Below are 25,477 nucleotides of genomic sequence, written 5' to 3' on the forward strand. Positions count from 1 at the left end.
CGAAGGCCAACCAGTCTAACCAACCAACCGTTCAGTTTCAAGTCCAAACGCCGTCGGTGGAGCAGCTTCTATTCAATCAATCAAACACCGTCAACCAGGGAAGCCTCACAAAACTGAACTTTACCACAAAAAAGTATTAATTCATTGAATTAAAAAAATAATTTTTAAATTAACGTCAGTGAAACTGACGCATCACCCCCGTGCCTCCGCCAGCTTCCCCTCACGGCGGGCCAGCTTCTTGGCCAACTTCACCTTCATGGCCTCAATCTCATTCGCCGCCAGGATAAGCCCGACGAGGACTTCCGCCTCCACCTCTACCCTAGTGGCGGCGCGCTGGTCCGAAGGCAGCGTGTTCAGCGCCGCGGCATGATCGCGCAATTCCGCCGGCACCCTGGCGATTGCCGCCTCCACCTGGGCAAACACAGCCTCGACAGTCTTGCGTGGCACCGCGGGCGCGCGCCCCGTGGTCTTCGCGACCCGCTGGCGCCCCTCCCGCCTAGCGGTATCCAGCTTCCGGGTAAGTTCTTCCGCCGCATTCTCACCATGCGCCTGCACCGCCTCTATCGCGGCATCGGGGGAGACGAGCCCACTGCGCACCAGCCCCTGCACATCGTCGTCAGCCCTGGCAAGGGCCAGCAATTGCTCGACACGGGCAACCGTCTTGCTCTGCGAGGCCGCGATGTCCGCTGGAGCGAACCCCATGCCCAGCAGCCGCAAATACCCCCGCGCGATGTCCAACGTCTCCAGCTTCAGCCCCTGGGCCGAGCGCAGCATCAGCTCAACGCGCTCGGCATCGTTGCCCTGGAAGGGGATGACGCTGACAAGCGGTATATGCGCTCCACGCTCAAGCGCTTGCCTTATAGCGCGCCGGCGGCAATGGCCCTCGATAACCACGATCCGCCCATCATCCAGAGCCCTGACAACCATCGGCGGGACATAACGCCCCTCCATATAAGAGGCACAAAACGCCTCGATATGCGCGACGACCCTCAGATCCTCATAATAACGCAGGTTGAACCCGTCCTCTTCCTCGATGAGCATGGGGTCGATCTGGTATAGATATAACTTCTTGTTATCCTGGCCTTGCGGCTCTGCCGTAAAGGTTTTCAGCGGCTTGATAACGAATGCCATGAACGACCACCATTAAATTATTGAACGCGAAAGGCGTATTTCCCGCCACATCAGCACGCAAAGGTTGCAGATCACTCCACATCCTGCAAGCTGCCGATGCCGGCCCAAAAACCTTCTTAAACGTCCCCCCGCGCCATGCGCATATGAAAAAGGGCCAAAATCCCCAACATTTGGCTAAACCAGGACGGCTTGGGCAGCAGGGGCTGCGTTTAGCCGACTGCCGCCCGAGAATGGCCACATCTAGCCGACATGCAGACCCATGCCGGCCACCTCCAGCATGTCGTGACTGCCAAGGCATACCAGGGGGCCATCACGCAATCATGCCCAAACGCCATGGGCACACCCGCCATCCGTAGCTCCTCCGCACGAATCAGGCCGCGCCGCCAGGGCGATCTCTCTTATTTTGTACCGCGCAGAACCGCCGCCGGGCCGCCCGCGGCGGCGGCGATGACTCTTTAACCCTCAGGAAATACGGATCAGGATCTTGCCCATGCGGGCGGGGTCTTCGAGATGGGCGAAGGCCTCCGGCACCTCCGCGAGCGAAAAGGCGCGGTCGATAAGCGGGGTGAAGCCGCCCGCTTCCCAGGCGCGGATCAGGCGCCGGAACTCATCCATCGACCCCATGGTCGAGCCGTGAATCGAGATCTGACGCACAAAGAGCCGCTGGATGTCAGCAGAAGGATGCGCGCCGGTGGTCGCGCCACAGGTTACCAGATGACCTCCGCGCGCAACGCTGCGCAGCGAGGCGCCCCAGGTCGCTTCGCCAACGTTGTCGACGACAAGATCGGCGCCCTCGCCACCCGTCAGGCGCAGCACCGTCTTGGGAACATCCTCGCTCCGATAGTCGATCACCTCGATCCCGCGCGCGCGGAAATGTGCCAGCTTGTCGGCGCCGCTCGTCGTCGCGATCACCCGCGCCCCGGCCATCCGTGCCAGTTGCACCGCTGCATAGGAGACGCCGCCCCCAGCCCCTTGAATCATGACAACCGAGCCCGGCCCTACCGGCGCCTTGCCGAAGACCATTCGCCAAGCCGTTAGATAAGCGACCCCCAGCACCGCTGCCCGCTCCATATCGGCCTCGGGCGCGAGCTTAACAAGCGCACGGGCTGGCAAAGCGACCTCCTCAGCGAAAGTGCCGTGGCGATGTTCGCCGAGGATTCGGGCCGAGTGGCAAAGCGGCTGGTCACCCGCGAGGCAGGCGCGGCAGTGGCCGCAGAATTCATAGGGGTAGAGAATAACCTTATCGCCCGGCGCGAGGTGCGGCTGGCCAGGGGCGTCGATGACCTCGCCAACCCCATCGACGCCCATGATGAGCGGCAGATCGTGGGTGATGCCCGCGCCACTATCGCGCATATAGAGATCAACCCGGTTGACCGACGCCGCAACCATCCGGACGCGCGCCCAGCCGGGCGGGCAGTCCGGTGCCGGCATCTCGCGCAAAGCAACACCCGCGCGGCCGCGTTCGTGCAGAACCATGGCTTTCATGAAATGCTCTCCCCTCCGAAAAGAAAATATATTGCCATAAAGCTGCGAACAAGCTGCCGGCTCGCCCGCCGCTTTTTCCTTTTTTAGCACAAACCGGCTTTTAGCTTGTCTGGGTACACCCTCGCGGATATATGTAAATATATTTCCTTAAAATAAAATGAGGGATGTGATGGCGCTTGTCTCCGGAACATTTGAACAGCAACACCGCACCACTTCGTCCATGAGCACAGCTCCTCGCGCCAGGTGACATGGCCACAATGCGAGCAGCACAACAAACTCAAAGTCGAATCCAGGGAGAAGAACAAATGAGCGGCAAGCTCCTGACGACGCCTCGTGTCACGGTCACCGGTGCTGGCGGCCCCATGGGCCTCACCATCGCACGACGCCTCGCACAGGCGGGTGCATGCGGCCTCGCGCTGACCGACATCTCAGGCACGCGGCTCGGCGAGAGCGCGGCCCTGCTGGGAGCCGAGTTCCCCGGCCTCGAGATCGTCAGCCTGCGCGGCGACATGACCCGCGCCGATGAGGCCGGGGCCTTCGCCTCGGCCGCACTCGCCGGCCTCGGCGGCATCGACGTGCTGGTGAACACGGTGGGAGGGCTGCGCGCGAAACAGCTCTATACGCCGATGCTCGAGATGACCGAGGAGCAGTGGCGCGCCACCTTCGATCTGAACCTGATGGGATGCTTTCATCTAACCCGCGCCTTCGCGCCCGGCATGTTGGAGCGCGGGGCGGGGCGGATCGTCAACTTCGCCACCATCGTCTTCGGCGGCGAGTACGGTCAGGCCGACTACGCCGCGGCAAAGGCGGGGGTGGCCTCGCTCACCCGCTCGCTGGCGGCGGAACTCGCCCCGCACGTCACCGTGAACGCGGTGGCGCCGGGGCTGACACGCACGTCGGTCACTCAGAACATGCCCGAGGCCGAGGCGGTGCGGCTTGTCGCGGGCGCCTTCAACCGCCGCATGGCCGAGCCCGGAGAGATCGCCGAGGCGGTGGCCTTTTTCACCTCGGAATCCGCGCGCTTCGTGACGGGCGAAATCATTGCCGTCTCGGGCGGCATTCATCCGCATCTTTGAGGATTCCTGCTCCGGTCCGCTGCGCAATCGGCTGCATCCCTGAGCCGGCCTATAACATGGCCTTGGTTTCATCCCACTGACAGCGCGATCGACTGGACCCACAGCGGGCATGTGGCCATATTAGGACATATACTATAACGTATATTGTCTGAAGAGGAGCCAAAATTGCCTAAGGTCGATGAAGTCGTATTTGCCCTAAAAACCTTCTTCGGGGCGATGGCGGCTCTCTATTTGGCATTCTGGCTGGGGCTGGACGACCCCTATTGGGCGATGGCGACCGCCTTCATCGTGGCCCAGCCGCTCACCGGCGCAATGCGCTCCAAAGCAGTATACCGTGGCATAGGCACGCTCGTTGGCGGCACCATGGCGGTCATCCTGGTGCCAAATATGGTGAATGCCCCGCTGCTGCTCAGCCTGGGGCTGGCCTGCTGGATTGGGTTATGCCTCTATATCTCGCTGCTGGACCGCTCCCCCCGGGCCTACGCCTTCATGCTGGCGGGCTACACGGCGGGGATCATCGGCTTTCCCAGCGTCATGACGCCGGGCATGGTCTTCCAGACCGCCGTGACCAGGGTCGAGGAGATCCTTCTTGGCATCACCTGTACGACCACTATCGGGACCTTGATCTTCCCGCGCGCCATCGGTCCGGTTCTGGCACAGCGGATTGCAAGCTGGGTCCGCCCGGGCATCAACTGGGCGAGCGCGGCCCTGACCGGTCAGGAAGACAGCACCGAGATCTCCGCCGCCCGGCGCAAACTGGCCGTCGAGGCGCACGATGTAGCCATGATGATTTCCCACTTGGCCTACGACACCTCGCACCTACAAACAGCGGTACAGTATATTACGCGGCTGCGCATTTACGTGCTCAGCCTGATGCCCGTACTCAGCTCGATCAACGACCGGGTCAGCCAGTTGCGGGAACTGAACGGCATCACCCCCCAGCTGCAGGACGCTCTGGATGCAACCTATAAATGGGTCCAAGCGGGCGGGCCGGAACATGCCGATGAGCTGCACGCGCAAATCATCGCGCTGGAGGAAACCGAACCCTCCTGGCCCGGCTTGCTGCGCGCCAGCTTGGCGGTGCGGCTGGCCGAGCTGGTCAGTATCATACGCCATGCGCGCGCCATCCGCCGCCATGTTTTCAACGGCGACGCCGCGCCCGGCAGCGCCTTGGCGGACGCGGAATTCGTTGCCGCCGCCACACAGCTCAACGACCATGGCATGGCGCTGCTCTCAGCGCTCGCCGCCGGCATCGCCGTGCTGCTGGTCTGCGCCATCTGGATTTTCACCGCCTGGCCAGCCGGGGCGGGGGCTGCGATCATGGTCGCGGTCGCGTGCTCGTTTTTTGCGGTCCAGGACGACCCTGCCCCCGCCATCCGCCGGATGCTGATCAACTCGGGGATCGCCTGCCTGGGCATTGCGTTTTACACCTTTTTGGTTTTACCGCGGGTCACAACCTTTACGGAGTTGATGCTGGCCTTGCTGCCGGCCGGCCTGATTGTCGGCGTGCTGGTGTCCCGGCCCGCTACTTTCGCTACCGGCATGGTCATCGGGGCCAATGGCTCGACCCAAATGGCCCTGAACAATGGCTATACGGGGCAATTCGCGGTCTATCTCAACAGCTCGATTGGCTTGTTGTTTGGCCTTGCGGCCGCCTTGGTCGTTACCCGGCTGATCCGCTCGGTGGGCGTGGAGTGGAGCGTTCAGCGCCTGTTGCGCGCTGGCTGGAAGGACATCGCCGCAGCCGCGACCGCGACCGGCCCGCAGGACCGCGCCATCCTGACAGGGCGGATGACGGACCGCCTGGGATTGATGATGCCCCGCCTGGCGACAGTCTCGGCTGGGGGAGATTTTCCCGCAACTCTATTAATGAGAGATTTGCGCGTGGGCTTGAACGTAATCGGGGTGCAGCGGTTTCGAGCCCGGTTTCCGGCAGTCGCGCAGACTGCCGTGGCCGAAATCCTCGCGGGCATCGCGGCACATTACCGCAATAATCCCCGGATCCCCTTTCCAACAGACATCCGCGATGCAATCGACAGGGCTATGTTGGCGGCGGCATCAGACGCAGAACCTCTGATGGAATTGTCGGGATTGCGTAGCTTATTGTTTGCCGACTCGCCGCCGCCGGATCTTTCCACCACACTACTACCGGCAAGATAACCGTACGTCAGCCCTTGATTTGCGGGCTGACACCCCGCCCTGGACACGACCCAAGAAAGCCTCTTTTGGCTTCCGAAGGAGTTGCGCCGGCATCGCGTCTTCTCGTGAGGCGGCATACGATGCAGGCCTTCAAGCGCCAACCGTTTGCCGGAGGCTTATGAAATGCCATGGACTGTGGACGACGCCGAAAGGCATACGCACAAGGCAACCACCCGGGCTTTGAAGGAGCTTTGGGTGAAGGTCGCAAACGAATGCCTGGACCGAACGGGCGATGAAGCCCGCGCGATCCGGGAAGCGAATGCTGTCGTCGCGCGACAACTGCCAAGAAGCCCGCAGTAGGGGGGGGTAGGCCTTTTTCACGAAGCCCCTCAGGAAAGCCGCACCGCCCTTCGCGGGTAACAGTCCTTACAAGGGTTAAAACGAGGCAAAAAGGCCGAAGCCCATACCGACCTGCACCGCATAGGCCGTAAATTTGCCGGAAAGCCGCTACAGCGGCTGCAGAAAAAGTGAAATCATTGAAGAAAATCAATGGCGTCCCGTACGGGATTCGAACCCGTGTCGCCGCCGTGAAAGGGCGGTGTCCTAGGCCTCTAGACGAACGGGACTAAAGGCGTTGGCCCCCTTAAGCCACGGGGCGGATTAATTCAAGCCCATCGGGGCTGTATTTTTCCTGCCCCCTCACGGCGCGGTTTGCAGCCCCACCCGCACGGTGCCATTCGCGGGGTCCAGCAGCAGCACGCGCTCTCCCTTGGGCCCGCTCACCCATACAGCCACATCCGGCCCAGCGGCGGCGATTCCGGCGATATGCTCGCCCGGCGCCAGCTCGGCGGCCACCGCCGCCGGTGCCGCGGGCATCACCGCATTTCCCGCCACCGGGGCCATGGGCGCGGCCAGTGGCGCTGCGGGAATCGACGGCGCGGCAAACCTGGCATAAAGCCGGTGGATGACCGTGCCGACGACCACCGTGGTGCCGATGATAATCAGCACGCCCATGATCCCGACCACCGCCTTCAACCCCCGCAAATCCTGTGGCTGACCCTGCATCTCCATCCCCCGACTTCATCCTCACGCCCGGCCCCGAAGAGACCGGCACCAGGCTCGACTCGTTCCTGGCCGCCCGCATCGGCACGCTATCGCGCTCCCGCGTCAAGGCCCTGATCTTGGATGGCCATGTGACACGCGCGGGCACGGTGACGAAAGACCCGTCGGAGAGCGTGCAGCCGGGCGCCACATACCGCCTTACCCCACCCGCCCCGGAGCCCGCCACCCCGCAGGGTGAGGATATCGGGCTCGATATATTATACGAAGACGCCCACCTGCTGGTGCTTAACAAGCCCGCCGGCATGGTCGTGCACCCCGCCCCCGGCAACCCGGACGGCACGCTGGTCAACGCCCTCATCGCCCATTGCGGTGACAGCCTCACCGGCATCGGCGGCGAAAAGCGCCCCGGCATCGTCCACCGGCTGGACAAGGACACTTCCGGCGTCATGGTCGTGGCCAAGACGGAGCTGGCCCACACCCGCCTCTCCACCGCCTTCGCCACGCGCGATCTTGAGCGCGAATACAAGGCCATCTGCTGGGGCGTGCCCGCCACCTCCACCGGCGGCATCGAGGGCGATATCGGCCGCGACCCGCGCGACCGTAAACGCATGGCCGTCGTCACCCGCAACGGCAAGCACGCCCTCACCAATTACCGCGTGCTGCACGTGTTCGGCCAAGCCGCCGCCCTGCTCGCCTGCCGCCTCGCCACCGGGCGCACGCACCAAATCCGCGTTCATTGCGCCCATATCGGCCACCCGCTGATCGGCGACCCGGTGTACTTGAAACGCCGCCCCGCCGCCGCCAAGTACCTGTCAGAACCCGCACGCGGCCTGGCGCTGGATTTCCCTCGCCAAGCCCTGCACGCGGAAACGCTCGGCTTCGCCCATCCCATCACCGGCGAGGCCCTGCGCTTCACCGTGCCGCCGCCGGCGGATTTCCTGGCCCTCGCAGACGCATTGCTCGCATGCGCCTGAATCGGGACCGCTGTAGTCCTTTTTGTTGACTACCCCAGCCGGGGCTCCTAAGCTTCCCTTCGAATCCACCCGAGGGGCCTAGCCGTATGGCCGGAACCTTACCGCCTTTTTAAGGGGTATCTCTGGCCCGTGGTGCTAGCTTCCAAGCTCTGGCGGTGGCCACACGCTTGCCCCGCGCCGTGCCGCCAATACTGCCGGCTCCGCGTGGAGCTGGAATATATTGGGGAATCCGTTTTATGGCCTCAACCGTTTCAACCTTGGCCCCCGATGCCAGCCTGACAAGGTATATGCAGGAAATCCGCAAATACCCGATGCTGACGCATGAGGAGGAAGAGCGCCTCGCCCGCGCTTGGCGCGACCAGGGCGATAACGAGGCAGCGCACAAGCTGGTCAACTCGCATCTGCGCCTCGTGGCGAAGATCGCGATGGGCTATCGCGGCTACGGCCTGCCGGTGGCCGAGCTGATCTCCGAAGGCAATGTCGGCATGATGCAGGCGGTCAAGCGCTTCGACCCGGAGCGCGGCTTCCGCCTCTCCACCTACGCCATGTGGTGGATCCGCGCCGCCATCCAGGAATACATCCTGCATAGCTGGTCGCTGGTGAAAATGGGCACCACCGCCGCGCAGAAGAAGCTGTTCTTCAACCTGCGCCGGCTGAAAGGCCAGATGCAGGCCATCGAGGACGGCGACCTGCAGCCTGAACAGGTGGAGCGTATCGCGCATCTGCTGGACGTGCCGGAAGAGGATGTGGTGAACATGAACCGCCGCCTGTCCGCGGCCGATAGCAGCCTCAACGCCCCCATCAAGATGGAAGGTGAAGGCGAGTGGCAGGACTGGCTGGTGGACGACTCCGAGAGCCAGGAAACCACCATGGCCGAGCGCGAGGAGCTGACCGGGCGCAAGGCCCTGCTGGCCACGGCGCTGGAGACCCTCACCCCACGCGAGCGGCACATCATCACCGAGCGCCGGCTGAAAGATAACCCCGCCACGCTGGAGGAACTGTCGCAGCAGTACAGCATCTCGCGCGAGCGCGTTCGCCAGATCGAGGTCCGTGGCTTCGAGAAGCTACAGCAATCGATGAAGGCGCAGGTGGCCCAGCAGCGGCAAGCCGCTGCTGCGCGGGCTTTACAGTTCGCATAAAAAACGGGGCGCTCCGGCGCCCCGTTCCCATACTCAGTCGTCGCGGTGGACTTTTTCCATGCGCTCGTGGCGCTCCTGCGCCTCGATGGAAAGGGTCGCGATAGGCCGCGCCTCAAGGCGCTTCAGGCCGATCGGCTCGCCCGTCTCCTCGCAATAGCCGTAGGTCCCGTTCTCGATCCGCTGCAACGCCTGGTCGATCTTGCCGATTAGCTTACGGGCGCGGTCACGGGTCCGCAGCTCCAGGGCGCGATCCGTCTCCACGCTGGCGCGGTCGGTGATGTCGGCTTCCAGGATGCCGCCCTCTCCGAGCGAAGCCAGCGTGCCATTCGCCTCCTTCACCAGATCGCCTCGCCAACGCAGCAGTTTCTGCCGAAAATACTCCGTCTGCATCGGATTCATGAATTCCTCATCGTCCGATGGGCGGTAGTCGGGTGGCAAAGAAATGAGCATGCCGTCCGTTCCTTCAATATCTTGCGGCCGCCAACACTGGCGGCCTCTGAGGTTGAGCGGGCTTATAGCGATGCCGCCCGCCCTCGCCAAGACGGCAACGCCAGCAGAACAATGGCCCGTCATGCCCTCAAGCTATCTGGCCGAGCCCGCCAGGACATGGCATGAAGCACCCATGCTCGATGACCAAATCATGACAGCCGCTTTCACATGAGCATGCGGGGGGTGGGCTTCACGTTGCGGGACGCCGTGGCGCTCGGCCAAGCCGCAGGCCCCGGCACGCGGCTGGCACTGGGCCCGGCGGCGGAAGCGGACATCATCGCCCCCTCGGGCCTCGCCCTTACCCCGCAAGAGGCGCGCGACGCCCTCGCCCCGGCCTCGCGCTATTTTTTCAGCTTCGGCAATCAAGCCGCCTTCCCCGAGATTGAACCTCTGGCCGCAGCGATCGACGAAATCGCCGAACAATCCGGCACCGGCTTCATGCTCGCCTGTCTGGCCGAGCCCGGCTTTGGCCGCTTCGTCTATCAGGGCCATCTGTTCCAGCAAGGCCAACTCGTCGCGGATCTGCCACGGGCCCTGATGCCACATCTGTCCGGCCGCTCGGTTGTCATCCCCTACGAGTCCGTAGCCGCGGGCGGCGCCACACTCACCCGGCGCATCAGCGCGGTGCGCGAGCAAGGCGCTTCCTTGGCACTGCTGGACGCCGTGGACGAAACCCAATGCGCCGCCCTCGCGCCCCTGCTCTCTGCCCAGCTTTGCGCGGGCGGCCCCGCCTGGGCGGCCGGCCTGCCCGCCCCCGCCGCCACACTGGAACCCCCGGGCGGACGCACCGCCATTCTCTCCGGCGCGCTGGACCGCCAAACCCTGTTCCAACTCGGCATCGCGCGCGAAAAACTGCCCCTGCGCCAGATCGACCCGCAAGCCCCGGATGTCGCTGGCGCTCTCGCCTGGGCGGCGGCGCAGGAGCGGAACTTCATCGTCTCCACCTCCGCTCCGCCCGACAGGCGCGGCCCGGCCACGACACTGGCGGCCGACGCCCTGGCCGAAATCGCAGCCGGTCTCGCCGCCCAGGGGGTGGAGCATTTCGCCATCGCCGGCAACGACACGGCCGCCATCGTCCTTCGCCGCCTGGCCGTTCGCACACTAACCATCTCGGGCGAGTGGGAAGGTTTACCCTGGCTGCACGGCGGCGGTTACAAATTTTTACTCAAACCCGGCGGCTACGGCCGGCAACATCTTTTCCTCGGCGGATTTGGGCCACAGATACGCCTTAATAACGCGGCTGAATAATAACATGAACATCGAGACCCGTTTCCAGACCCAGGCCCTCTCCAATGCCGGCGCCCCGCTGATCTCCGTGGTGGTGCCTGTGCATAACGAGGCGCCGAACCTCAAGCCGCTGATCACCGCCATCGGCGCGGCGCTCGCCGGGGTGGAACACGAGATCGTCTATGTCGATGACGGCAGTTCCGACACAACCCCAAAGGTCCTAGCCGAACTTGCCACCACCACCCCCACCCTGGTGCGGGTGCGCCACAAGCGGAGCTGCGGCCAGAGTGCCGCGGTCATCACCGGGGTGAAGGCGGCGCGCGGCGTCTATGTCGCCACGCTGGACGGCGACGGCCAAAACGACCCAGCCGACATCCCCGCCATGCTCGCCGCCGCGCGCGACGCCGAAGAGCGCGGCCCCCTGCCGGTGCTGATCGCGGGCCACCGCGTAAACCGGCGCGACAGCAGTTCCAAGCGCATCGGCTCGCGCATCGCCAACCGCGTGCGCTCCTATCTACTGCAGGACGCCACACCGGATACCGGCTGCGGCCTCAAGCTGTTCCGCCGCCAGGCGTTCCTCGAGCTTCCGCATTTCGACCATATCCACCGCTTCCTCCCGGCACTGTTCATCCGCGCGGGCGGGCATGTCGTCTCCGTGCCGGTACGCCACCACGCGCGCGCGCACGGCGCCTCGCATTACAATAACTGGCAGCGCCTCAAGGTCGGTATTGTGGACCTCTTCGGTGTCGCCTGGCTGCAACGGCGCTGGAAGGTGCCACAGATCGAGCCCACCGAATGAGCCAATTCCTGCCCCGCGCCGCCACCGCGACCGTCGCCGCCAAGGCCCTGAAACCGGCATTGATGGCGGGCGGGCTAATCGCCCTCGCCGCCGCCCTGCCCCTCGTGAGCAACGGCGCCGCGCAAACGGAATTGGCAAACACCTTGGCCCAAGGCGGTGTGCGCGGGCAGAGTCTCTTTCTGCTGCTGGCCACTTTCCTCACCGCCATCGGCCTGCCGCGCCAGATCCCGGCCTTCGCCGCCGGATACGCCTTCGGCCCGGTTTACGGCACGGCCATTGCGCTCGTCTCCCAGGTTCTGGCCTGCAGTCTGGACTTCATCTGGGCCCGCGCCATCGGCCAGTCCTTCATCCGCCGCCGCTTCGGCGCCCGCCTCTCGCGCATCGACGCCACACTCTCCACCCACCCCTTCATCACCACGCTCACGCTGCGGCTGATGCCCGTGGGCAATAATTTGGTGCTCAACCTGCTGGCGGGCCTCACCTCGGTGCGGCTACTGCCCTTCCTCGCCGCCTCGGCCATCGGCTTCGTACCGCAGACCGTGGTGTTCGCCCTGTTCGGCAAGGGCAGCGCCCCCAGCCATGCGCATCTGCTACTCATCGGCTGCGGCATGTTCCTGGCCTCCGCCGCGCTCGGGGTCCTCCTGTTCCGCCGCGCCCGCCCCACGGCGTGACGGCCTCTCATCCCGAGCCACATCCCGGCCTGAGTTTTCGCGCCTTCGTCACCATGGTGGCACTGATCCAAACCGTGGTGGCGCTCGCCATAGACATGATGATCCCAGCTTTGGGGCAGATCGCCCAGGCCATGCATCTGGGCGGCAATGGGGCATCACCAGCTTCGTGCTGGGCTTCGGCCTTTGCGGCATCACTGGCTTGGCGGTGGTGGTCATGACCGAGCGCGGCAAGCTGTTCGGCGCGCAGGCCGCCCTTAACCGGCTTGCCTAACTGCCTGCGAAAAACGCCGCCAAAGCCTCCCTGGTCCGCGCAAGGTCGAGATCCCACCGCTTATGGTCCGCCGGATCGCTCTCATCCTCCCGGCCGAAGATGACGCCATGGCGTAAGCCAAGCGACGAGAAGAACGCCGCGTGGCCCCCTGCATAGCGGGCGGATGATTCGATGCTCACGACCCGCGCATCCGGTGCGCAGAACGCCGCGTTGAAAATGCCCGACCCGCCCATGAACACGACCTGCTCAGCGGCGGCAAAGGCGGCGATCTGCGTCTCCAGCGGGAACTGCTCCGGCTCAAAGACCGTGAACCCCATCACCTCCAGCATGGCCGCAAGCTCCGCCTCGTTCCGCAGCACCCGGTAATCCGGGTATTTGCGCACGCGGGAGAGGCGCGACACGAAGATCCTCCTGGGGCGGGGCGTGCTGTCCCAGTGCTTCGCCACCATCTCGTAGAAGCCGCCGCGCTCCTTGGCGCTCACGCGCAAATCCGCCTCGGAGAACTCCACCGTCATCACGTCGCGCAGCAAATATGTCCGGCCCGGATCATGCGGCAGGATCGCCTCCTCCGGCACGCCCCAGAGCCTCAGGAAGGCTTTTTCCCAATCCTGCGTGACATGGCACATGAACTTCCGCCCTTCGCCATACGCCTTATAGGCCGTGATCTTGGCGGTGACGCAGGTGATCCACCGCCCCCAGATCGCGGGTTCGAGCGGTGTCGCCAGAAATACCGGCTCGTCGATAAGGGTGACGTCCTGTTCCGCCAGATGCGCCACATCCAGCCGCATCCCCTCCGGCCCGCGCCGGATGCGCGGCTTCGGACCAGGAAATACCTGATCGTAGAACGGCGCGGTGTAAAACTTGAGGAAGCCCTCTTTCCCACCGCGCGCCTCGCAGGACCAATCCCCCTCCCTGGTCACCAGATTGTTCGGCCCGAACAGCAGCACATCCTCGCGCCGCACCAGATCGCTGCCATGCACGTCCAGATACGGAAAGGGCGGCAGGTTCAATCCCTGGCCGGAGAAATCCGCGATAAACGCGGGCGCCACATGCGGCACGACGGACGGCGGCTCAATCGTCCGCAGCCTCCCCATCTCCGGTGACGGATCGGCCATGGCGGCGCCATCGTAAGCGCGCAGCAAATCGCCGCCTGACAAAAACCGATCCAGCCGAATCAGAAAATCCTGCCTGAAGAACTCGCCCTGGTAGATGCCATTCGCCTCGTTCCGCCGCACGGAGGCCAGGAACCGCGCCTCGAACGCCGCTTCGGTTTCCTCCTCCTGCCGCGGCCTGCTCTCCAGGAATTTATGCACGGAGGCCAGATGCTCATCGCCGACGGAGAAATACCGATGCGCATTCGTCCCGGGCTCAATGCCCTCCCGCATCAACTCGAACCAGGAAACCCGGCTTTTGATGTCGGCGAATTTCATGTGCAGGTTGTACAGGCCCGCGAATACCGGCGGCACGGTGGCGCCATGGAAGCCCTCGGCCCAGCGCATTGGCACGGTGATCAGCGCCGTTTTACTCAGCGCCGCGGCCCGCATGCCAAAACGGCGCTGCCCGTCCAGCAGCGGCTGGCTCATATCGAGCGGCGCTTCCTCCTCCACCTCGACCACATCGATCCCGTGCGCCGTCACATAGGGTAGATCGTTTCTTTCCACATACGATCTCAAATCCCTCGCCCGCGCCGGATCGGGAATCAAAAACTCATCGACATCGCAGCGCAGCACAACGTCGTGGCTACGCAGCAGCACGCCGACCAGATCGGAGATCACTCCGGCCCGCAGCGTATCGTCGTATTTGGCGTTGATCTCCCACAAATTACCAAGCTCGAACCCGCCAAAAAGCGGCTTCATGCCTTCGTAGGTGACAACATGCAGGTTCGCGGCGCCAAACTGCCCGCCGTAATAACGGTACCATGCCGGAAAGAAGAACCCGGCGGAGGTCGCGTCCGTGATAACGGCAACTTTTTTCACCTACGCCGCCCCATACACCGCCAGGAACCCATCCACCATCTCATCGCGGCGCGCTGGCGGCTTTATCCCCTGGACCAGATTATCCCACAGCCCCTCCTCGGTGCAGGCGCGGTAGATGGCGTCGGCCAAGGCGCGCACATCGCCCAGCTCGAACAGCAACCCATCCACGCCATCGCTGATGCGCTCCGCCGGGCCGCCCGCGTTGGACGCAATCACCGGCCGCCCGAAACTCCACGCCTCCGAGATCACCAGGCAGAAAATCTCCCACCACACGGAGGGCACCACCACCCAATCCACCCGCGCCATGCGCGCGCGCAACTGGTCGTGGTGATAGGAGCCGTTGAACACCACGTTGCGCTCGCCCAGAGGCAGTTTCTCCTCCTCGGCCAGGAACGCCTCGATCTCGGCGCGGCATTCCGGCGTGGCAAAGTGGATGTTGTCGCCGTTGATCTCCACGGCGAAATCCGTGAACCCGCCGGCGCGCAGCAGCGTTACCGCCCGCAACAGCACCTGCAGCCCCTTGGCATCCACCAGCTGGGCGAAGAAGCCAAACCGGTTGCGCCGCTCCCCCTTCGAGGCCGCTGGCAATTGCATGGAACGCGGCAGCAGCCCATTCGTGACATGCACGAATTTCGATTCATCCAGCCCCCATGCCGCATAATGCGAAATCATGAATCGGCTCGGCGTGGTGAACACGTCCACCGCCTCGAGATGCCGCTTCATCCACATCTCGCGCATGAAATAATGCTCGGGCGGATGCTCGGGCCGGCATTGGTGGCAGCGCACGGCGGAAGCGCGCGTGCAGAGCGAGGCATCGGTACGCCGCACCATGTGTCCGTTGGCCGGGCAGATGGCGAGGAACTCATGCGCGGTGAAGACGATCTTCACCTCTGGCAGCACCCGGCGCGTCAGCGTCAGCAGATCGATGCCAAGGGTGAGAAAATGGTGGAAATGCACCACATCCGGCTGGATGAGTTCGAGGAATTCCTTGAACGCCTCGATAAGCACCACATTGCCGCCCTTCTCCCAGGCATGGTCGTAGTCATAGGAGAGGAACAGAAACTCATTGGGCCGCCCATCGAAGCCGGTGATGCGCGCCCCACTCTTGAACAGGGCGGGGCTGTTATGGTCCGCCGAGGCGAGTAGATACGCCTCCACATCCGGCCTCTGCTTCAGCCCCTCGAACAGCTCGAAGGCAATCTGCTGCGCTCCACCGCGCACCAGCTCCGGATGATACAGGCTGACGATCAGAACCTTCATGCCGGCACCTCCGCCGCGCGTAGCGCCGGATGCGCGGGCGCTGGCCCGAGCAGTTCGGCACGCACCATCTCGCCCCAGGTTTTGGTGAACAGCCAGCGGTTCACGGCGGAGCCGCCTTCATGCACCGGCTGGCGGATCGAGCCTTTGCCCTCCAGATGATACAGCCGCACATCGTGCAGCCAGGGCACACACCCGGCCTCCAGGCTCTTCAGACACAAATCCGCATCCTCGTAATGGCCGAAGATGTAATCCTCGGTGAAGCCGCCCAGTTCCTCGAACCAGTCCCGCGCAACGGAGATGAACGCGCCGGTTACCGCCGGTACCGGGCGCGGACGCAGGAAGCGCGGCGTCTCGGGCGGCGCGCCCTTGCCGTAATGCTCCACACGCACAAGGCTCGTCTCGGGCCTTCGCCCGGGCGCCAGCTCCGGCGCGGTATCGACCTCGAAATACATCCCCGCATGCATCAGCGAGCCGTCATCGTAGTACAGCGGCACGCCAAAGAGCCTTGTGCGCTCCGCCGCCCCTCCCTCCAGCACGGCGATATGCTTCGCCGCCCAATCCTGGTCATAGGGCAACACGTCGGGGTTCATGACGATCAAACGCGGGCTGGAGGCATATTGCGCGGCGACGTTGTTGGCGGCCCCGAACCCGGCATTGGCGTTGAGCAGCACCAGCGTCATGTCCAGCCCGTAGATCAACGAGCAGCGCTTCGCCTCGGCGAGCAGCGTGCCCGCGATCTCGGGGCTGTTGGAGACATAGATGAACTCGTAATCGCGCATCGCCGGATGGCGCGAGAACAGCGCCTGCTGCAAAAACAGATATTCCGGCTTGCCGTACAGGCACACGATGATCGACGCCTTGTAGCTCGCCCCCTGGCGGCCGAAGCGTTCCACATAGGGCGCGTTCACCGCGCGGCGCGAGAGCATCTGGTTGAAATCGATGAGCTGCTCACCGATCCCCCCCTCCACCGAGGCGCTGGCGGCATAATAGGCCTTGCCCAGATATTGCGCCTGCGCCACCTGCCCCAGCGCGATATCGCGCATCGTGTAATCGTCGGCACTATCCGCCGTCACCATCACCGAACGCTCAGCCCCGGACTTCAGACGCAGCACGACATTGCAAGAGCCACCCGAGAGCCGCCGCGCGGCGTAGAGAAAGCCCCAGAAACCGTAGGCATGGGAGCCCCCCAGTCCCATCGCGCTCTCGACATCCGGGCGCCGGATGCGCGCGAGGCTGGCGCCATCGAAGGAGACAGACCAACCGGCAAAAAACAAGTCGATACTGTCCAGCCGGTCCTGCGCGTCATTCACCCAGCCGACGACATAAATCCCGCCCGCCGGGGAAATGCGGATGGCATCGAGCGATCCCACGGGCGCACGCGGCTGCTCGGCCACCTGGTCCGGCTGGGCGGTCATGATCACACGCCCCCGCGGCATCACGCCGGGCGCCGAAATCTGCCGCCCCTCGGCGCGGCCAAACCGCTCGTAATGCTCCCGCCCGGAGCCAAACTTGCCCGCCGCCACGGCCACCAGCACATCAGGGTTCAAGCGCAGGTAAATTTCCTCGTCGAAAACGGCGGCCTGATCCTGCCCGGATGCCGGCGGTATCGTCATTTCTTCGCCGGCGCGGGCGTGGCGTTGAGGTAACCAAGCAAATCCCCCGCCTCCTGGAAGGTGAAAGAGCAGGGCAGGATGCTGCCGTAATCCACGGTGTAGCTCAGATGCCGCATAAGCAGATGCGGCCCATCGGCGGAGAGCGTGAGCGTCTGCCCGGGCTGTATGGTCAGGCTGTCCAGATCCTTGCCATCGGCACCCACCAGTTCGGTACTGCCCGCGATGCTGCAATTAGCCCCGGTCAGCACATCAACGGCGTTGCCCTTGTTGTGAATCTGGATGAAGCCTTCAGTCCGCACGTTAACTTTTTTGGTCTGCCAGACGGAACCATGGTCCAGCGTCACGTCGATTTCGGCGAAGGCCAATCCGGGGCTTGCCAGCAGCGGCAGCGCCAGAAGGAGGGGGCGAAGCTTCATGCCAGTGTCTCGTATTTTTCGAGTTGCCAGGATACCGGTTCTTTTGCCGCGAGGTCGTACCATTTGGCAACCAGCGGATGCGCCCGCACGGCGGCGCAATAGGCCTTCGTGGTTTCACCCAAAGGCGGCGCGAAGGTGATGAACCGCGCCACGATCGGCGCAAACATCGCGTCAGCGGCGTTGAAGGTGGCGCCAAACAGATACGGCCCGCTGGCGCCGAAGCTTTCGCGGGTCTCGGTCCAGATCGCCTCGATGCGGGCGACATCCGCCAGACTCTCCGGCGTCTGCCCCAGCCCGGCATAGTCGCGGCCCAGGTTCATCGGCATGGCGATGCGCAGATTGCGGAACCCGGCGTGCATCTCGGAAGCGATAGCACGGGCATGCGCGCGTGCAATGCGATCCTCGGGCCACAAAGCCGGATTGATCTCGGCGCAATATTCGGCAATGGCGAGGCTCTCCCACACCCTGGCCCCCTCATGCTCCAGATACGGCACCGTGCCCGAAGGCGAGACCGCCTTCACCGCCGGGGAATTGCCGCCCGCAAGCGGCACGAACACCTCCTCCGCCACCAGCCCCGCAAGGTGGACCATCAGCCAACCGCGCATGGACCAAGAGGAATAACGCGCCGTACCAAGATAAAGTTTCGCCGCCATTTTATTCAGCCCTCTGATTGCAATCCGGCCTAACATGAACCCCGCGCCAGCGCCTAGCTGCCCCTGCTAGTTCAGCCTCTTGGCCACAGCCCCCGCCGCCCGGTTCAGCCCATCCGTCAGCCCCTTCATGGCCAAGCTGGGATCAGCGGCCAAGGCGCTGTACGTCTGATAATCATAGCTAGGGTCCGGCTTCTGCTCGCCCCGCAGGCACGAATACTGGAACGCCCCCTGCGCCAACGTCTTCCCGCCTTGCCCCACAAGGCGGTATTTCATTTCCACCATCGGCTGATACGGTGACGACATGCCGGCCGTCAGATAGCCAAACATCTCCAGCACGACATCCAACTGTGGCGCCGCCGGCGTGGCGGCCGGATAGCTGTCGAGGAAATTCCCCTTGGGACGGGTCACACTCTCCGGCACCACGGTATACCCCTCGGCCTGCAATTGCCGCGTGATCTGTTGTTGCAACAACGCGGCGGTGACAAATCCACGCTGGGCAAGCTGCGTGTCGAACGCAGCCTGACGCTTCTGCTGCACGGACTGATCATAAGCCGCGCCCAACGCCCCTCCCAGCGGTCCAAACAATACCCCCACAGTGCCAGCTGTCGTGATGGGCGTCATCGACTCCAACGCCACTTGATCGGGCGCATAAGGCGTTGGCAGGTCGATGACCTTTCCACCCGTATGGTCATAGACGACCGTGGCCGCCAGCGGCGGGGGCGTACAGCCCACCAGCGTGGCACAAACCATCACACCAGCCACGGGATAAAGCATCCCGCTCCCCAGACCTCGCCACATCGTTGAACCTCAAAAATTATTCTTTCTTCATAATATCTCCACCAAGCTCCACCGCAAGTAGCACGGGCTTGGCCAGTCGTCGCGGCGCGTGGTAGCTGCCCGCATGCTTACAGCCTCCGCCACCTGGGCCGGCCTCTCCCTCGCCCGCCCGCTCATCATGGGCATTCTCAACGTCACGCCCGATTCCTTCTCCGATGGCGGGCGCCATTTCTCCACCGAGGCCGCCATCGCGGCGGGGCGGCAAATGCTGGCCGAAGGCGCGGATATCCTGGACATCGGCGGCGAGAGCACCCGCCCCGGTTCCGCCGCCGTGCCACCCGAAGCGGAAATCGCCCGCATCCAGCCCGTCATCCGCGCTTTGGCGGCGGCGGGCGCGGTAATCTCGGTGGACACCCGCAACGCGCTCACCATGGCGGCGGCGCTGGATGCCGGGGCGCGAATCATCAACGACGTCTCCGCCCTGCTTCACGACCCGGCCGCCCTGCCCCTGGTGGCGGCGCGCAACTGCCCGGTGATCCTGATGCATATGCGCGGCACGCCGGACACGATGAACGACTTCGCCGTGTACAATGACGTGGCGGACGAGGTGATCGCCGAACTGCTGGCCGCGCGCGATGCCGCCCTGGCCACCGGGGTAAAGCCGGAAAATATCTGCCTGGACCCGGGCCTCGGCTTCGCCAAGCGCGGGGCGCAAAATGTGGAACTGCTGCGCGCCACGAGCCGTCTCGCCAAGCTCGGCCACCCTCTGCTCGTGGCGCTCTCGCGCAAGCGCTTCCTGGGCGAGGTCAGCGGCGAAGCGGAGGCGGCAAGGCGCGACCCTGAGTCGCTGACGGCGGGGTTGTTTGCCGTGCAGCGGGGCGCGCATATACTGCGGGTCCATGACGTGGCGGGCACCGTGCGGGGCTTGCGCGTCTGGGCAGCGTTGAATGCGAGAGATGATGACTGACAAGGTAAAGCGCCGGCTCTTCGGCACGGACGGAATTCGCGGCACGGCCAACACCGCGCCGATGACGCCGGAGATGGCCCTCAAGCTCGGCCAAGCCGCCGGGCTGCTGTTCACGCGCGGCAATCATCGCCACCGCGTCATCATCGGCAAGGACACGCGGCTTTCCGGCTACATGCTGGAACCCGCCCTCACCGCCGGGTTCATCTCTGCGGGCATGAACGTCACCCTCGCCGGCCCGCTGCCCACGCCCGCCATCGCCATGCTCACCCGCTCGCTGCGGCTGGACCTCGGCGTGGTCATCTCCGCCTCGCACAACCCTTACGAGGATAACGGCATCAAGCTCTTTGGCCCGGACGGCAACAAACTTTCCGACGAGATGGAGCTGGAGATCGAGGCGCTGATGGCGCAGGATCTCTCGGACCGCCTCGCCCCGCCCGCCAAGCTCGGCCGCGCCTCCCGCCTGGTGGACGCGCCCGGCCGCTATATCGAGGCGGCGAAATCCTCGCTGGAGCGCGGCCTGCGGCTGGACGGCCTGCGCATCGTGCTCGATTGCGCGAACGGCGCGGCTTATAAGGTAGCTCCGGCGGCATTGTTCGAACTGGGGGCGGAAGTCATCCCCCTCGGCGTCTCGCCGGACGGCTTCAACATCAACCGCGAGGCCGGCTCCACCGCGCCACGCCAGCTCTGCGAGGCTGTGCTGGAGCACGGCGCGGATATCGGCATCGCGCTGGACGGAGACGCCGACCGCGTGATCCTGGCCGACGAACAGGGCGAAATCATCGACGGCGACCAGATCCTCGGCCTCATCGCGCGGGACATGCACGCCCAAAGGCGGCTCACCGGCGATGGCATCGTCGCCACTGTGATGTCCAATTTGGGGCTGGAGCGGTTCCTGGCCAGCCTTGGCCTGCGCCTGCACCGTACCAAGGTGGGCGACCGCTACGTGGCCGAGGCGATGCGCGAGATGGGCATAAATCTGGGCGGCGAGCAATCGGGCCATGTCATCCTCTCGGATTTCGCCACCACGGGCGACGGTCTGGTGGCTGCCCTGCAAGTGCTCGCGGTGCTGGTGCGCTCTGGCAAGCGCGCCTCGGAGGCCTGCCGCGTCTTCGCCCCGCTGCCGCAGCTTCTGCGCAATGTGCGCTATGCCGGAGCCTCCCCGCTCGGCCTGCCGCACATCAAATCCGCCATCGCCACCGCCGAGGAACGCCTGGGCAATACCGGCCGCGTGCTCATCCGCCCCTCGGGCACCGAGCCGCTGATCCGTGTGATGGCCGAGGGCGAGGATTCCGGGCTGATCAACGAAATCGTCATCGGGCTGTGCGAGACCATCGCCCAGGCCACGGAACACGCCGCGTGATGAGCGCGGGGCTGGCGGGACGGCCGCGCGCCGACAAAAACCAATGAAACGTGTTTTAACCATCGCCGGATCCGATTCCGGCGGGGGCGCTGGCATCGAGGCGGACATCAAGACCATCTCGGCCCTCGGCGCCTATGCCTGCACGGCCATCACCGCCCTCACCGCCCAGAATACGCTGGGCGTCGCGGACGTGCATCCGGTCCCCGCCCCGTTCGTAAAGCTTTGCATCGAGACCGTGCTGGCCGATATCGGCGTGGACGCGGTCAAGCTCGGCATGCTGACCAACGAGGCGATCATCCGCGCCGTGGCCTCCGTGCTGCCCGCGAACATCCCCGTGGTGCTGGACCCTGTGATGGTCGCCACCTCCGGCGCCGTGCTGCTGCCGGACGCCGCCATCGACGCACTGAAGACCGAATTGCTGCCCCGCGCCACGGTGGTCACGCCGAATCTGCCGGAAGCCGCCAAGCTCACTGGGCTGAATGTGGAGACCGAGGAGGAGCGCATCGCCGCCGGACGGGCGCTGCTGGCCCTGGGCGCCAAGGCGGCGCTGGTCAAAGGCGGCCATGGCGGCGGCGAGATGCTGACCGATTATCTGGTGACGGCGGACAGCGTGGAGGCCATCTCCTTGCCTCGGCTGCACAGCCGCAACACCCACGGCACCGGCTGCACCATGGCCTCGGCCATCGCCACGGGGCTGGCCCAGGGCATGACGCTGCCGGATGCCACGCGCCGCGCCCGGCATTATTTGCAGGAGGCCATCCGCACCGCCCCAGGCTTCGGCGCCGGACATGGGCCGGTCAACCATCTGGCGCAACTGGCTTAACCCGCAGTTAAACCCTTCCCAGTAACACCCGGGCAACTTTCCTTTGCACAAGGCTGTCCCGGCGCATGTCCAACCCGAAATCCCTTTCCGACCGGCTGAATTTCCTCAATCTCGGGCCGCAGGCGCAAGCCCGGCTGCGGGGGATGAAATCCGTCGTCATGTCCGCACTGCCAGGAGCGCTGGACACCTTTTACGCCAAGATGCGCAGCGTGCCGGAAACGGCGAAATTCTTCCCCAACGAAGCGCTGATGCGCCACGCCAAGGGCAAGCAACACGGGCATTGGGACCTCATCACCGATGGCCAGTTGGATGAACGCTACGCCCAGGCCGTGACGCATGTGGGCGAGGTGCATGCGCGCATCGGGCTGGAGCCACGCTGGTATATCGGCGGCTACACCATGGTGCTGGAGCGGCTAATCGGCGCCCTCATCGCCGCGCGCTGGCCCAAATCCAGGTTTGGCCGGCCCACAACCGCAACGGCACTAACCGAGGAAATCGCCACCCTCGTCCGCGTCACCTTCCTGGACATGGACATGGCGATTTCCGTCTATCTCGATGCGTGCGAAACCCGCCGCCGTGAAGCCGAGGAGCAGGCCCACGCGGCGGCGCAGGGCATCATCGCCGCCATGGATGCCGCCGCCACCGCCCTAGCCAAAGGCGACCTCACCCACCGCGTGGGCGACAACATCCCGCCGCAATACGCGCAGCTGCGCACCAGCTTCAACGATGCCCTGGAGAAGCTCTCCCGCACGATGGTGGAGTTACAGGCCACGTCCCACGCCATCGACACCAGCATCGACGATATCGCCGCCGCCGCGGACGACATGTCCCGCCGGACGGAAGGCCAAGCCGCCAGCCTGGAGCAAAGCACGGCGGCGCTTAACGAGTTGACGGCGGCGGTGCGGCAGACCGCCGAGGGCGCCGCGCAAGTGAGCAACGCGGTGAAGGCCTCGAATGCCGGTGCGGCGGAATCGCATAACGTGGTGACCGAGGCTGGCTCGGCGATGGGCCAAATCGAAGGCTCCTCGCGCGAAATCGGCAAGATCATCGGGCTGATCGACGAAATCGCCTTCCAGACCAATCTTCTGGCGCTGAATGCCGGGGTCGAGGCCGCACGCGCGGGCGATGCCGGGCGGGGCTTCGCGGTCGTTGCCTCGGAGGTGCGGGCCCTGGCGCAACGCTCCGCCGATGCCGCCAAGGCCATCAAGACACTCATCTCCACCTCCTCGGCGCAGGTGGAGCAGGGTGTCGATCTGGTCCGGCGCAGCGGCCAGTCGCTGAAGGGCATTGGCAGCAATATCACCGAGATCGATGAACTGGTCTCCGGCATTGCCGGCAATGCACGGAGCCAATCGGCAGGGCTGGCCCAAGTGAACGAGGCCGTGGCCCAGATGAGCCATGCAGTGCAGCAGAACGCCGCCATGGTGGAGGAGACCAATGCCTCCATCCATTCGCTGCGCGGCGAGATCGTCTCATTTAACCGCGCCATCGCCGCCTTCAAGCTCGCACAGGCACCGGCGTCCCGGCAGAGCCCGCCCGCCGCGATTGGCGAGTTCCGCGAGCTGGTGAGCTAAGAGGCGATATTCGGCCGGTAGGCGGTAGCGAATTGCCGGATCGCATTCTCGATCTCGGCCTCGGAGAGCAATACCGGCCCGCCCGCCGCCAGAGAGAGCGTGTATTGCTGCGCCAGCACCTCAAGCTCCGTGGCGGCGGCCAGGGCGGCGTTCACGTCCCGCCCGGTGGCGATGCCGCCATGGTTCTCCATCAGGCAGGCGGTCCGCCCCTCCAGCGCCTTGAGCACGTTGGTTGAAAGCTCCGCCGTGCCAAACAGCGCATAAGCCGCGCAGCGCAGCGGCGCGCCGCCGAACCGGGCGATCATGTAGTGGCAAGCCGGGATCTCGCGCCGCGCCATGGCGAGCGCGGTGGTGTAGGGGGCATGGTGATGCACCACACCGCCAACTTCCGGCCGGGCCAGGTAAATGTCCAAATGGAACCGCCATTCTGATGACGGACGATACCGCCCCTCATAGGAACCATCCAGCTTGAGCAGCGGGATCATCTCCGGGGTTAGGGCCTCATAGGGCGTGGCCGAGGGGGTGATGAGAATCCCCTCCTCGGTGCGCAGGGACACATTGCCCGAGGTCCCCGCCGAAAGCCCCCGCGCCGCCATGGCCCGTGCCGCCTCGATCAGTTGCTCACGCGGCGCGAGCATCAATTCGCCTCGGCCGGAGCAAAATGCATCTCCGGCGAGATGCTCACCGAACTGCCATCCCAGCCCAGGCTCAGCACGGCCTTCTGCGTGGCGGCATTGGCAAAAGCCTTGGCCTTGCAGGCGGCATCGGCCTTGTCGGCGGGCACATACTCCACCTGCGCCGTGGCAAAGCCGCCGCCGCGCACCAGCGAGTCGATCCCCAGCAACACCGCCTGATCCGCCTTGCGCAGCCCGCAATTCGCGTTCGGGTCCAGGGTCTGGCGCAGATCGCTGGCCTTCAGCACCGGCGAGAGGCTGATCTGCCCACCCGAGGGAATGGAGGCGAGGAAGAGCGACGTATCCGTCTCCCCCTGGCCGGTATAGCCGTACAGGCAGAGGAACCGCGCCCGCCCCTGCGGGTTCAGCGAGAGGCAATGCTCCATCGCCCCCCCCGGATACCAGCGCGAGAGCACCCAGCCATTGCCGTTCTTGTGGAACAGGATACCGCCGCCGAAATTTGTGGCATGCGGCTCGAAGCTGCCCTGGTAGGAAACATAAGCCTCATCCGCATCCGCGCCGGTCAGGTGGCCATAGATGACATCGGTGAGCGTAATACCAATCCCCATGCCCGCCCCGCCGTAATCCTGGCTCGGATAGCCCGGCAGGCTCTGGCAGTTATGGGCGTAGCCGTCCGACCCAGCCGCAGCCCCACCGCACACCAGCGGCAGGAACGCCGCCTGCTCATCACCGGTCAGCCCGCGCGGGTCGAAATTCACCGCCACACCGGGCTGGCTCTCCCCGCCATGCCGAGGCCAGAACTTATACGCCCCCACGCCGATGGCGATTAGGAGCAGGAGCAAAACGACCAGGCGCTTCATGGAACCCTCCGAACAGCGATTCGTTTGGCATTTGCCCTTTTTCCAAAGCCGGGTAAATATCACCACAATCCAGGGTTTTGGCGGAGACGGAAAATTATCC

The 25,477-nt window shown here is 64.7% G+C and carries 23 protein-coding genes, 1 tRNA gene and 1 pseudogene; 11 read left to right on the forward strand and 14 right to left on the reverse strand.

The annotated features are described in order from the left end of the window. Positions 1-192 precede the first annotated feature (192 nt). From HNP71_RS11490 to HNP71_RS11495, 3 genes and pseudogenes are all read right to left on the reverse strand, one after another. On the reverse strand, positions 193-1,131 hold the full coding sequence (locus HNP71_RS11490; RefSeq protein ID WP_183267073.1) for a ParB/RepB/Spo0J family partition protein: 939 nt from the start codon (positions 1,129-1,131) through the stop codon (positions 193-195). Positions 1,132-1,377: 246 nt separating this feature from the next. Continuing rightward, positions 1,378-1,520: pseudogene (locus tag HNP71_RS14245) on the reverse strand (cytosine deaminase); the annotation flags it as partial. A 73-nt stretch (positions 1,521-1,593) separates the two neighbouring features. Continuing rightward, positions 1,594-2,616, reverse strand: coding sequence for a zinc-binding dehydrogenase (locus tag HNP71_RS11495; protein WP_183267074.1), 1,023 nt, complete (start codon positions 2,614-2,616; stop codon positions 1,594-1,596). 305 nt (positions 2,617-2,921) lie between these two features. Between HNP71_RS11495 and HNP71_RS11500 the strand changes: the two genes are divergently transcribed. Beyond that, the gene (locus HNP71_RS11500; RefSeq protein WP_221246837.1) at positions 2,922-3,692 is read left to right on the forward strand and encodes an SDR family NAD(P)-dependent oxidoreductase; all 771 of its coding nucleotides are present in this window, start codon (positions 2,922-2,924) and stop codon (positions 3,690-3,692) included. Positions 3,693-3,857: 165 nt separating this feature from the next. Further along, the gene (locus HNP71_RS11505) at positions 3,858-5,852 is read left to right on the forward strand and encodes an FUSC family protein (RefSeq protein WP_183267076.1); all 1,995 of its coding nucleotides are present in this window, start codon (positions 3,858-3,860) and stop codon (positions 5,850-5,852) included. 529 nt (positions 5,853-6,381) lie between these two features. Here the strand turns inward: HNP71_RS11505 and HNP71_RS11510 are convergent. Further along, a tRNA-Glu gene (locus HNP71_RS11510) sits at positions 6,382-6,457 on the reverse strand. A gap of 73 nt (positions 6,458-6,530) precedes the next feature. Next, the gene (locus tag HNP71_RS11515) at positions 6,531-6,896 is read right to left on the reverse strand and encodes a hypothetical protein (RefSeq protein WP_183267077.1); all 366 of its coding nucleotides are present in this window, start codon (positions 6,894-6,896) and stop codon (positions 6,531-6,533) included. Between HNP71_RS11515 and HNP71_RS11520 the strand changes: the two genes are divergently transcribed. Beyond that, the gene (locus tag HNP71_RS11520) at positions 6,881-7,867 is read left to right on the forward strand and encodes an RluA family pseudouridine synthase (protein ID WP_183267078.1); all 987 of its coding nucleotides are present in this window, start codon (positions 6,881-6,883) and stop codon (positions 7,865-7,867) included. The genes HNP71_RS11515 and HNP71_RS11520 overlap by 16 nt on opposite strands. Positions 7,868-8,103: 236 nt before the next feature. Further along, positions 8,104-9,006 carry an RNA polymerase sigma factor RpoH gene (gene rpoH, locus HNP71_RS11525; RefSeq protein ID WP_183267079.1) on the forward strand — a complete coding sequence of 301 codons (903 nt, stop codon included), beginning with the start codon at positions 8,104-8,106 and terminating at the stop codon, positions 9,004-9,006. Between the two features lie 33 nt (positions 9,007-9,039). Here rpoH and dksA read toward each other — a convergent pair whose 3' ends face one another. Next, a complete protein-coding gene (gene dksA, locus HNP71_RS11530) occupies positions 9,040-9,456 on the reverse strand; it encodes an RNA polymerase-binding protein DksA (RefSeq protein WP_183267080.1) in 417 nt (138 codons plus the stop codon). Between the two features lie 207 nt (positions 9,457-9,663). Here dksA and HNP71_RS11535 point away from each other — a divergent pair, with 207 nt between their 5' ends. Genes HNP71_RS11535 through HNP71_RS11545 form a run of 3 tightly spaced genes read left to right on the forward strand, consistent with a single transcriptional unit; the run spans position 9,664 to position 12,192 of the window. Further along, positions 9,664-10,743 carry a nucleotide-binding domain containing protein gene (locus tag HNP71_RS11535; protein WP_183267081.1) on the forward strand — a complete coding sequence of 360 codons (1,080 nt, stop codon included), beginning with the start codon at positions 9,664-9,666 and terminating at the stop codon, positions 10,741-10,743. Positions 10,744-10,747: 4 nt separating this feature from the next. After that, complete coding sequence (locus HNP71_RS11540; RefSeq protein ID WP_183267082.1) at positions 10,748-11,521, forward strand: glycosyltransferase family 2 protein; 774 nt, start codon at positions 10,748-10,750, stop codon at positions 11,519-11,521. Continuing rightward, positions 11,518-12,192, forward strand: coding sequence for a TVP38/TMEM64 family protein (locus HNP71_RS11545; RefSeq protein ID WP_183267083.1), 675 nt, complete (start codon positions 11,518-11,520; stop codon positions 12,190-12,192). Before HNP71_RS11540 ends, HNP71_RS11545 begins: the two co-directional genes overlap by 4 nt. Positions 12,193-12,459: 267 nt before the next feature. Here HNP71_RS11545 and HNP71_RS14375 read toward each other — a convergent pair whose 3' ends face one another. The 6 genes from HNP71_RS14375 to HNP71_RS11575 all read right to left on the reverse strand — a co-directional run bounded on the left by HNP71_RS14375 (position 12,460) and on the right by HNP71_RS11575 (position 19,155). Next, positions 12,460-14,439 carry a glycosyltransferase 61 family protein gene (locus HNP71_RS14375; protein WP_183267084.1) on the reverse strand — a complete coding sequence of 660 codons (1,980 nt, stop codon included), beginning with the start codon at positions 14,437-14,439 and terminating at the stop codon, positions 12,460-12,462. After that, positions 14,440-15,699 (reverse strand): glycosyltransferase family 4 protein, encoded by a 1,260-nt coding sequence (locus HNP71_RS11555; RefSeq protein WP_183267085.1) that lies wholly within the window; start codon positions 15,697-15,699, stop codon positions 14,440-14,442. Then, positions 15,696-17,312 (reverse strand): glycosyltransferase family protein, encoded by a 1,617-nt coding sequence (locus HNP71_RS11560; RefSeq protein ID WP_183267086.1) that lies wholly within the window; start codon positions 17,310-17,312, stop codon positions 15,696-15,698. Before HNP71_RS11560 ends, HNP71_RS11555 begins: the two co-directional genes overlap by 4 nt. Next, complete coding sequence (locus HNP71_RS11565; protein WP_183267087.1) at positions 17,309-17,728, reverse strand: copper chaperone PCu(A)C; 420 nt, start codon at positions 17,726-17,728, stop codon at positions 17,309-17,311. The genes HNP71_RS11560 and HNP71_RS11565 overlap by 4 nt, the downstream gene beginning before the upstream one ends. Beyond that, positions 17,725-18,381 (reverse strand): glutathione S-transferase, encoded by a 657-nt coding sequence (locus HNP71_RS11570; RefSeq protein ID WP_183267088.1) that lies wholly within the window; start codon positions 18,379-18,381, stop codon positions 17,725-17,727. The genes HNP71_RS11565 and HNP71_RS11570 overlap by 4 nt, the downstream gene beginning before the upstream one ends. 66 nt (positions 18,382-18,447) lie before the next feature. Further along, positions 18,448-19,155 (reverse strand): hypothetical protein, encoded by a 708-nt coding sequence (locus HNP71_RS11575; protein WP_183267089.1) that lies wholly within the window; start codon positions 19,153-19,155, stop codon positions 18,448-18,450. Between the two features lie 127 nt (positions 19,156-19,282). Between HNP71_RS11575 and folP the strand changes: the two genes are divergently transcribed. The 4 genes from folP to HNP71_RS11595 all read left to right on the forward strand — a co-directional run bounded on the left by folP (position 19,283) and on the right by HNP71_RS11595 (position 23,882). Continuing rightward, entirely contained in the window at positions 19,283-20,125 is an 843-nt protein-coding gene (gene folP / locus HNP71_RS11580) for a dihydropteroate synthase (protein ID WP_183267090.1), read from the forward strand. Further along, entirely contained in the window at positions 20,118-21,485 is a 1,368-nt protein-coding gene (gene glmM / locus HNP71_RS11585) for a phosphoglucosamine mutase (RefSeq protein ID WP_183267091.1), read from the forward strand. Before folP ends, glmM begins: the two co-directional genes overlap by 8 nt. A 43-nt stretch (positions 21,486-21,528) precedes the next feature. Then, positions 21,529-22,308 carry a bifunctional hydroxymethylpyrimidine kinase/phosphomethylpyrimidine kinase gene (gene thiD, locus HNP71_RS11590; protein ID WP_183267092.1) on the forward strand — a complete coding sequence of 260 codons (780 nt, stop codon included), beginning with the start codon at positions 21,529-21,531 and terminating at the stop codon, positions 22,306-22,308. Between the two features lie 65 nt (positions 22,309-22,373). Further along, positions 22,374-23,882 (forward strand): globin-coupled sensor protein, encoded by a 1,509-nt coding sequence (locus HNP71_RS11595; RefSeq protein WP_246344201.1) that lies wholly within the window; start codon positions 22,374-22,376, stop codon positions 23,880-23,882. Here HNP71_RS11595 and HNP71_RS11600 read toward each other — a convergent pair. Beyond that, positions 23,879-24,520 carry a class II aldolase/adducin family protein gene (locus HNP71_RS11600; protein ID WP_183267093.1) on the reverse strand — a complete coding sequence of 214 codons (642 nt, stop codon included), beginning with the start codon at positions 24,518-24,520 and terminating at the stop codon, positions 23,879-23,881. The two genes, HNP71_RS11595 and HNP71_RS11600, sit on opposite strands and share 4 nt — an antisense overlap. After that, positions 24,520-25,377 carry a hypothetical protein gene (locus HNP71_RS11605; protein WP_183267094.1) on the reverse strand — a complete coding sequence of 286 codons (858 nt, stop codon included), beginning with the start codon at positions 25,375-25,377 and terminating at the stop codon, positions 24,520-24,522. Before HNP71_RS11605 ends, HNP71_RS11600 begins: the two co-directional genes overlap by 1 nt. Between the last annotated feature and the right edge of the window lie 100 nt (positions 25,378-25,477).

Origin of the sequence: Acidocella aromatica (assembly GCF_014201825.1) — a bacterium.
GTDB lineage: Bacteria > Pseudomonadota > Alphaproteobacteria > Acetobacterales > Acetobacteraceae > Acidocella > Acidocella aromatica.

What these genes read in the sequence shown, in the direction of transcription:
- HNP71_RS11490 (WP_183267073.1), bottom strand. Translation starts at nt 1,131, where the DNA reads ATGGCATTCGTTATCAAGCCGCTGAAAACCTTTACGGCAGAGCCGCAA.
- HNP71_RS11495 (WP_183267074.1), bottom strand. Translation starts at nt 2,616, where the DNA reads ATGAAAGCCATGGTTCTGCACGAACGCGGCCGCGCGGGTGTTGCTTTG.
- HNP71_RS11500 (WP_221246837.1), top strand. Translation starts at nt 2,922, where the DNA reads ATGAGCGGCAAGCTCCTGACGACGCCTCGTGTCACGGTCACCGGTGCT.
- HNP71_RS11515 (WP_183267077.1), bottom strand. Translation starts at nt 6,896, where the DNA reads ATGCAGGGTCAGCCACAGGATTTGCGGGGGTTGAAGGCGGTGGTCGGG.
- rpoH (WP_183267079.1), top strand. Translation starts at nt 8,104, where the DNA reads ATGGCCTCAACCGTTTCAACCTTGGCCCCCGATGCCAGCCTGACAAGG.
- dksA (WP_183267080.1), bottom strand. Translation starts at nt 9,456, where the DNA reads ATGCTCATTTCTTTGCCACCCGACTACCGCCCATCGGACGATGAGGAA.
- HNP71_RS11535 (WP_183267081.1), top strand. Translation starts at nt 9,664, where the DNA reads ATGAGCATGCGGGGGGTGGGCTTCACGTTGCGGGACGCCGTGGCGCTC.
- HNP71_RS11540 (WP_183267082.1), top strand. Translation starts at nt 10,748, where the DNA reads ATGAACATCGAGACCCGTTTCCAGACCCAGGCCCTCTCCAATGCCGGC.
- HNP71_RS11545 (WP_183267083.1), top strand. Translation starts at nt 11,518, where the DNA reads ATGAGCCAATTCCTGCCCCGCGCCGCCACCGCGACCGTCGCCGCCAAG.
- HNP71_RS11555 (WP_183267085.1), bottom strand. Translation starts at nt 15,699, where the DNA reads ATGAAGGTTCTGATCGTCAGCCTGTATCATCCGGAGCTGGTGCGCGGT.
- HNP71_RS11560 (WP_183267086.1), bottom strand. Translation starts at nt 17,312, where the DNA reads ATGACGATACCGCCGGCATCCGGGCAGGATCAGGCCGCCGTTTTCGAC.
- HNP71_RS11565 (WP_183267087.1), bottom strand. Translation starts at nt 17,728, where the DNA reads ATGAAGCTTCGCCCCCTCCTTCTGGCGCTGCCGCTGCTGGCAAGCCCC.
- HNP71_RS11570 (WP_183267088.1), bottom strand. Translation starts at nt 18,381, where the DNA reads ATGGCGGCGAAACTTTATCTTGGTACGGCGCGTTATTCCTCTTGGTCC.
- HNP71_RS11575 (WP_183267089.1), bottom strand. Translation starts at nt 19,155, where the DNA reads ATGCTTTATCCCGTGGCTGGTGTGATGGTTTGTGCCACGCTGGTGGGC.
- folP (WP_183267090.1), top strand. Translation starts at nt 19,283, where the DNA reads ATGCTTACAGCCTCCGCCACCTGGGCCGGCCTCTCCCTCGCCCGCCCG.
- glmM (WP_183267091.1), top strand. Translation starts at nt 20,118, where the DNA reads ATGACTGACAAGGTAAAGCGCCGGCTCTTCGGCACGGACGGAATTCGC.
- thiD (WP_183267092.1), top strand. Translation starts at nt 21,529, where the DNA reads ATGAAACGTGTTTTAACCATCGCCGGATCCGATTCCGGCGGGGGCGCT.
- HNP71_RS11595 (WP_246344201.1), top strand. Translation starts at nt 22,374, where the DNA reads ATGTCCAACCCGAAATCCCTTTCCGACCGGCTGAATTTCCTCAATCTC.
- HNP71_RS11600 (WP_183267093.1), bottom strand. Translation starts at nt 24,520, where the DNA reads ATGCTCGCGCCGCGTGAGCAACTGATCGAGGCGGCACGGGCCATGGCG.
- HNP71_RS11605 (WP_183267094.1), bottom strand. Translation starts at nt 25,377, where the DNA reads ATGAAGCGCCTGGTCGTTTTGCTCCTGCTCCTAATCGCCATCGGCGTG.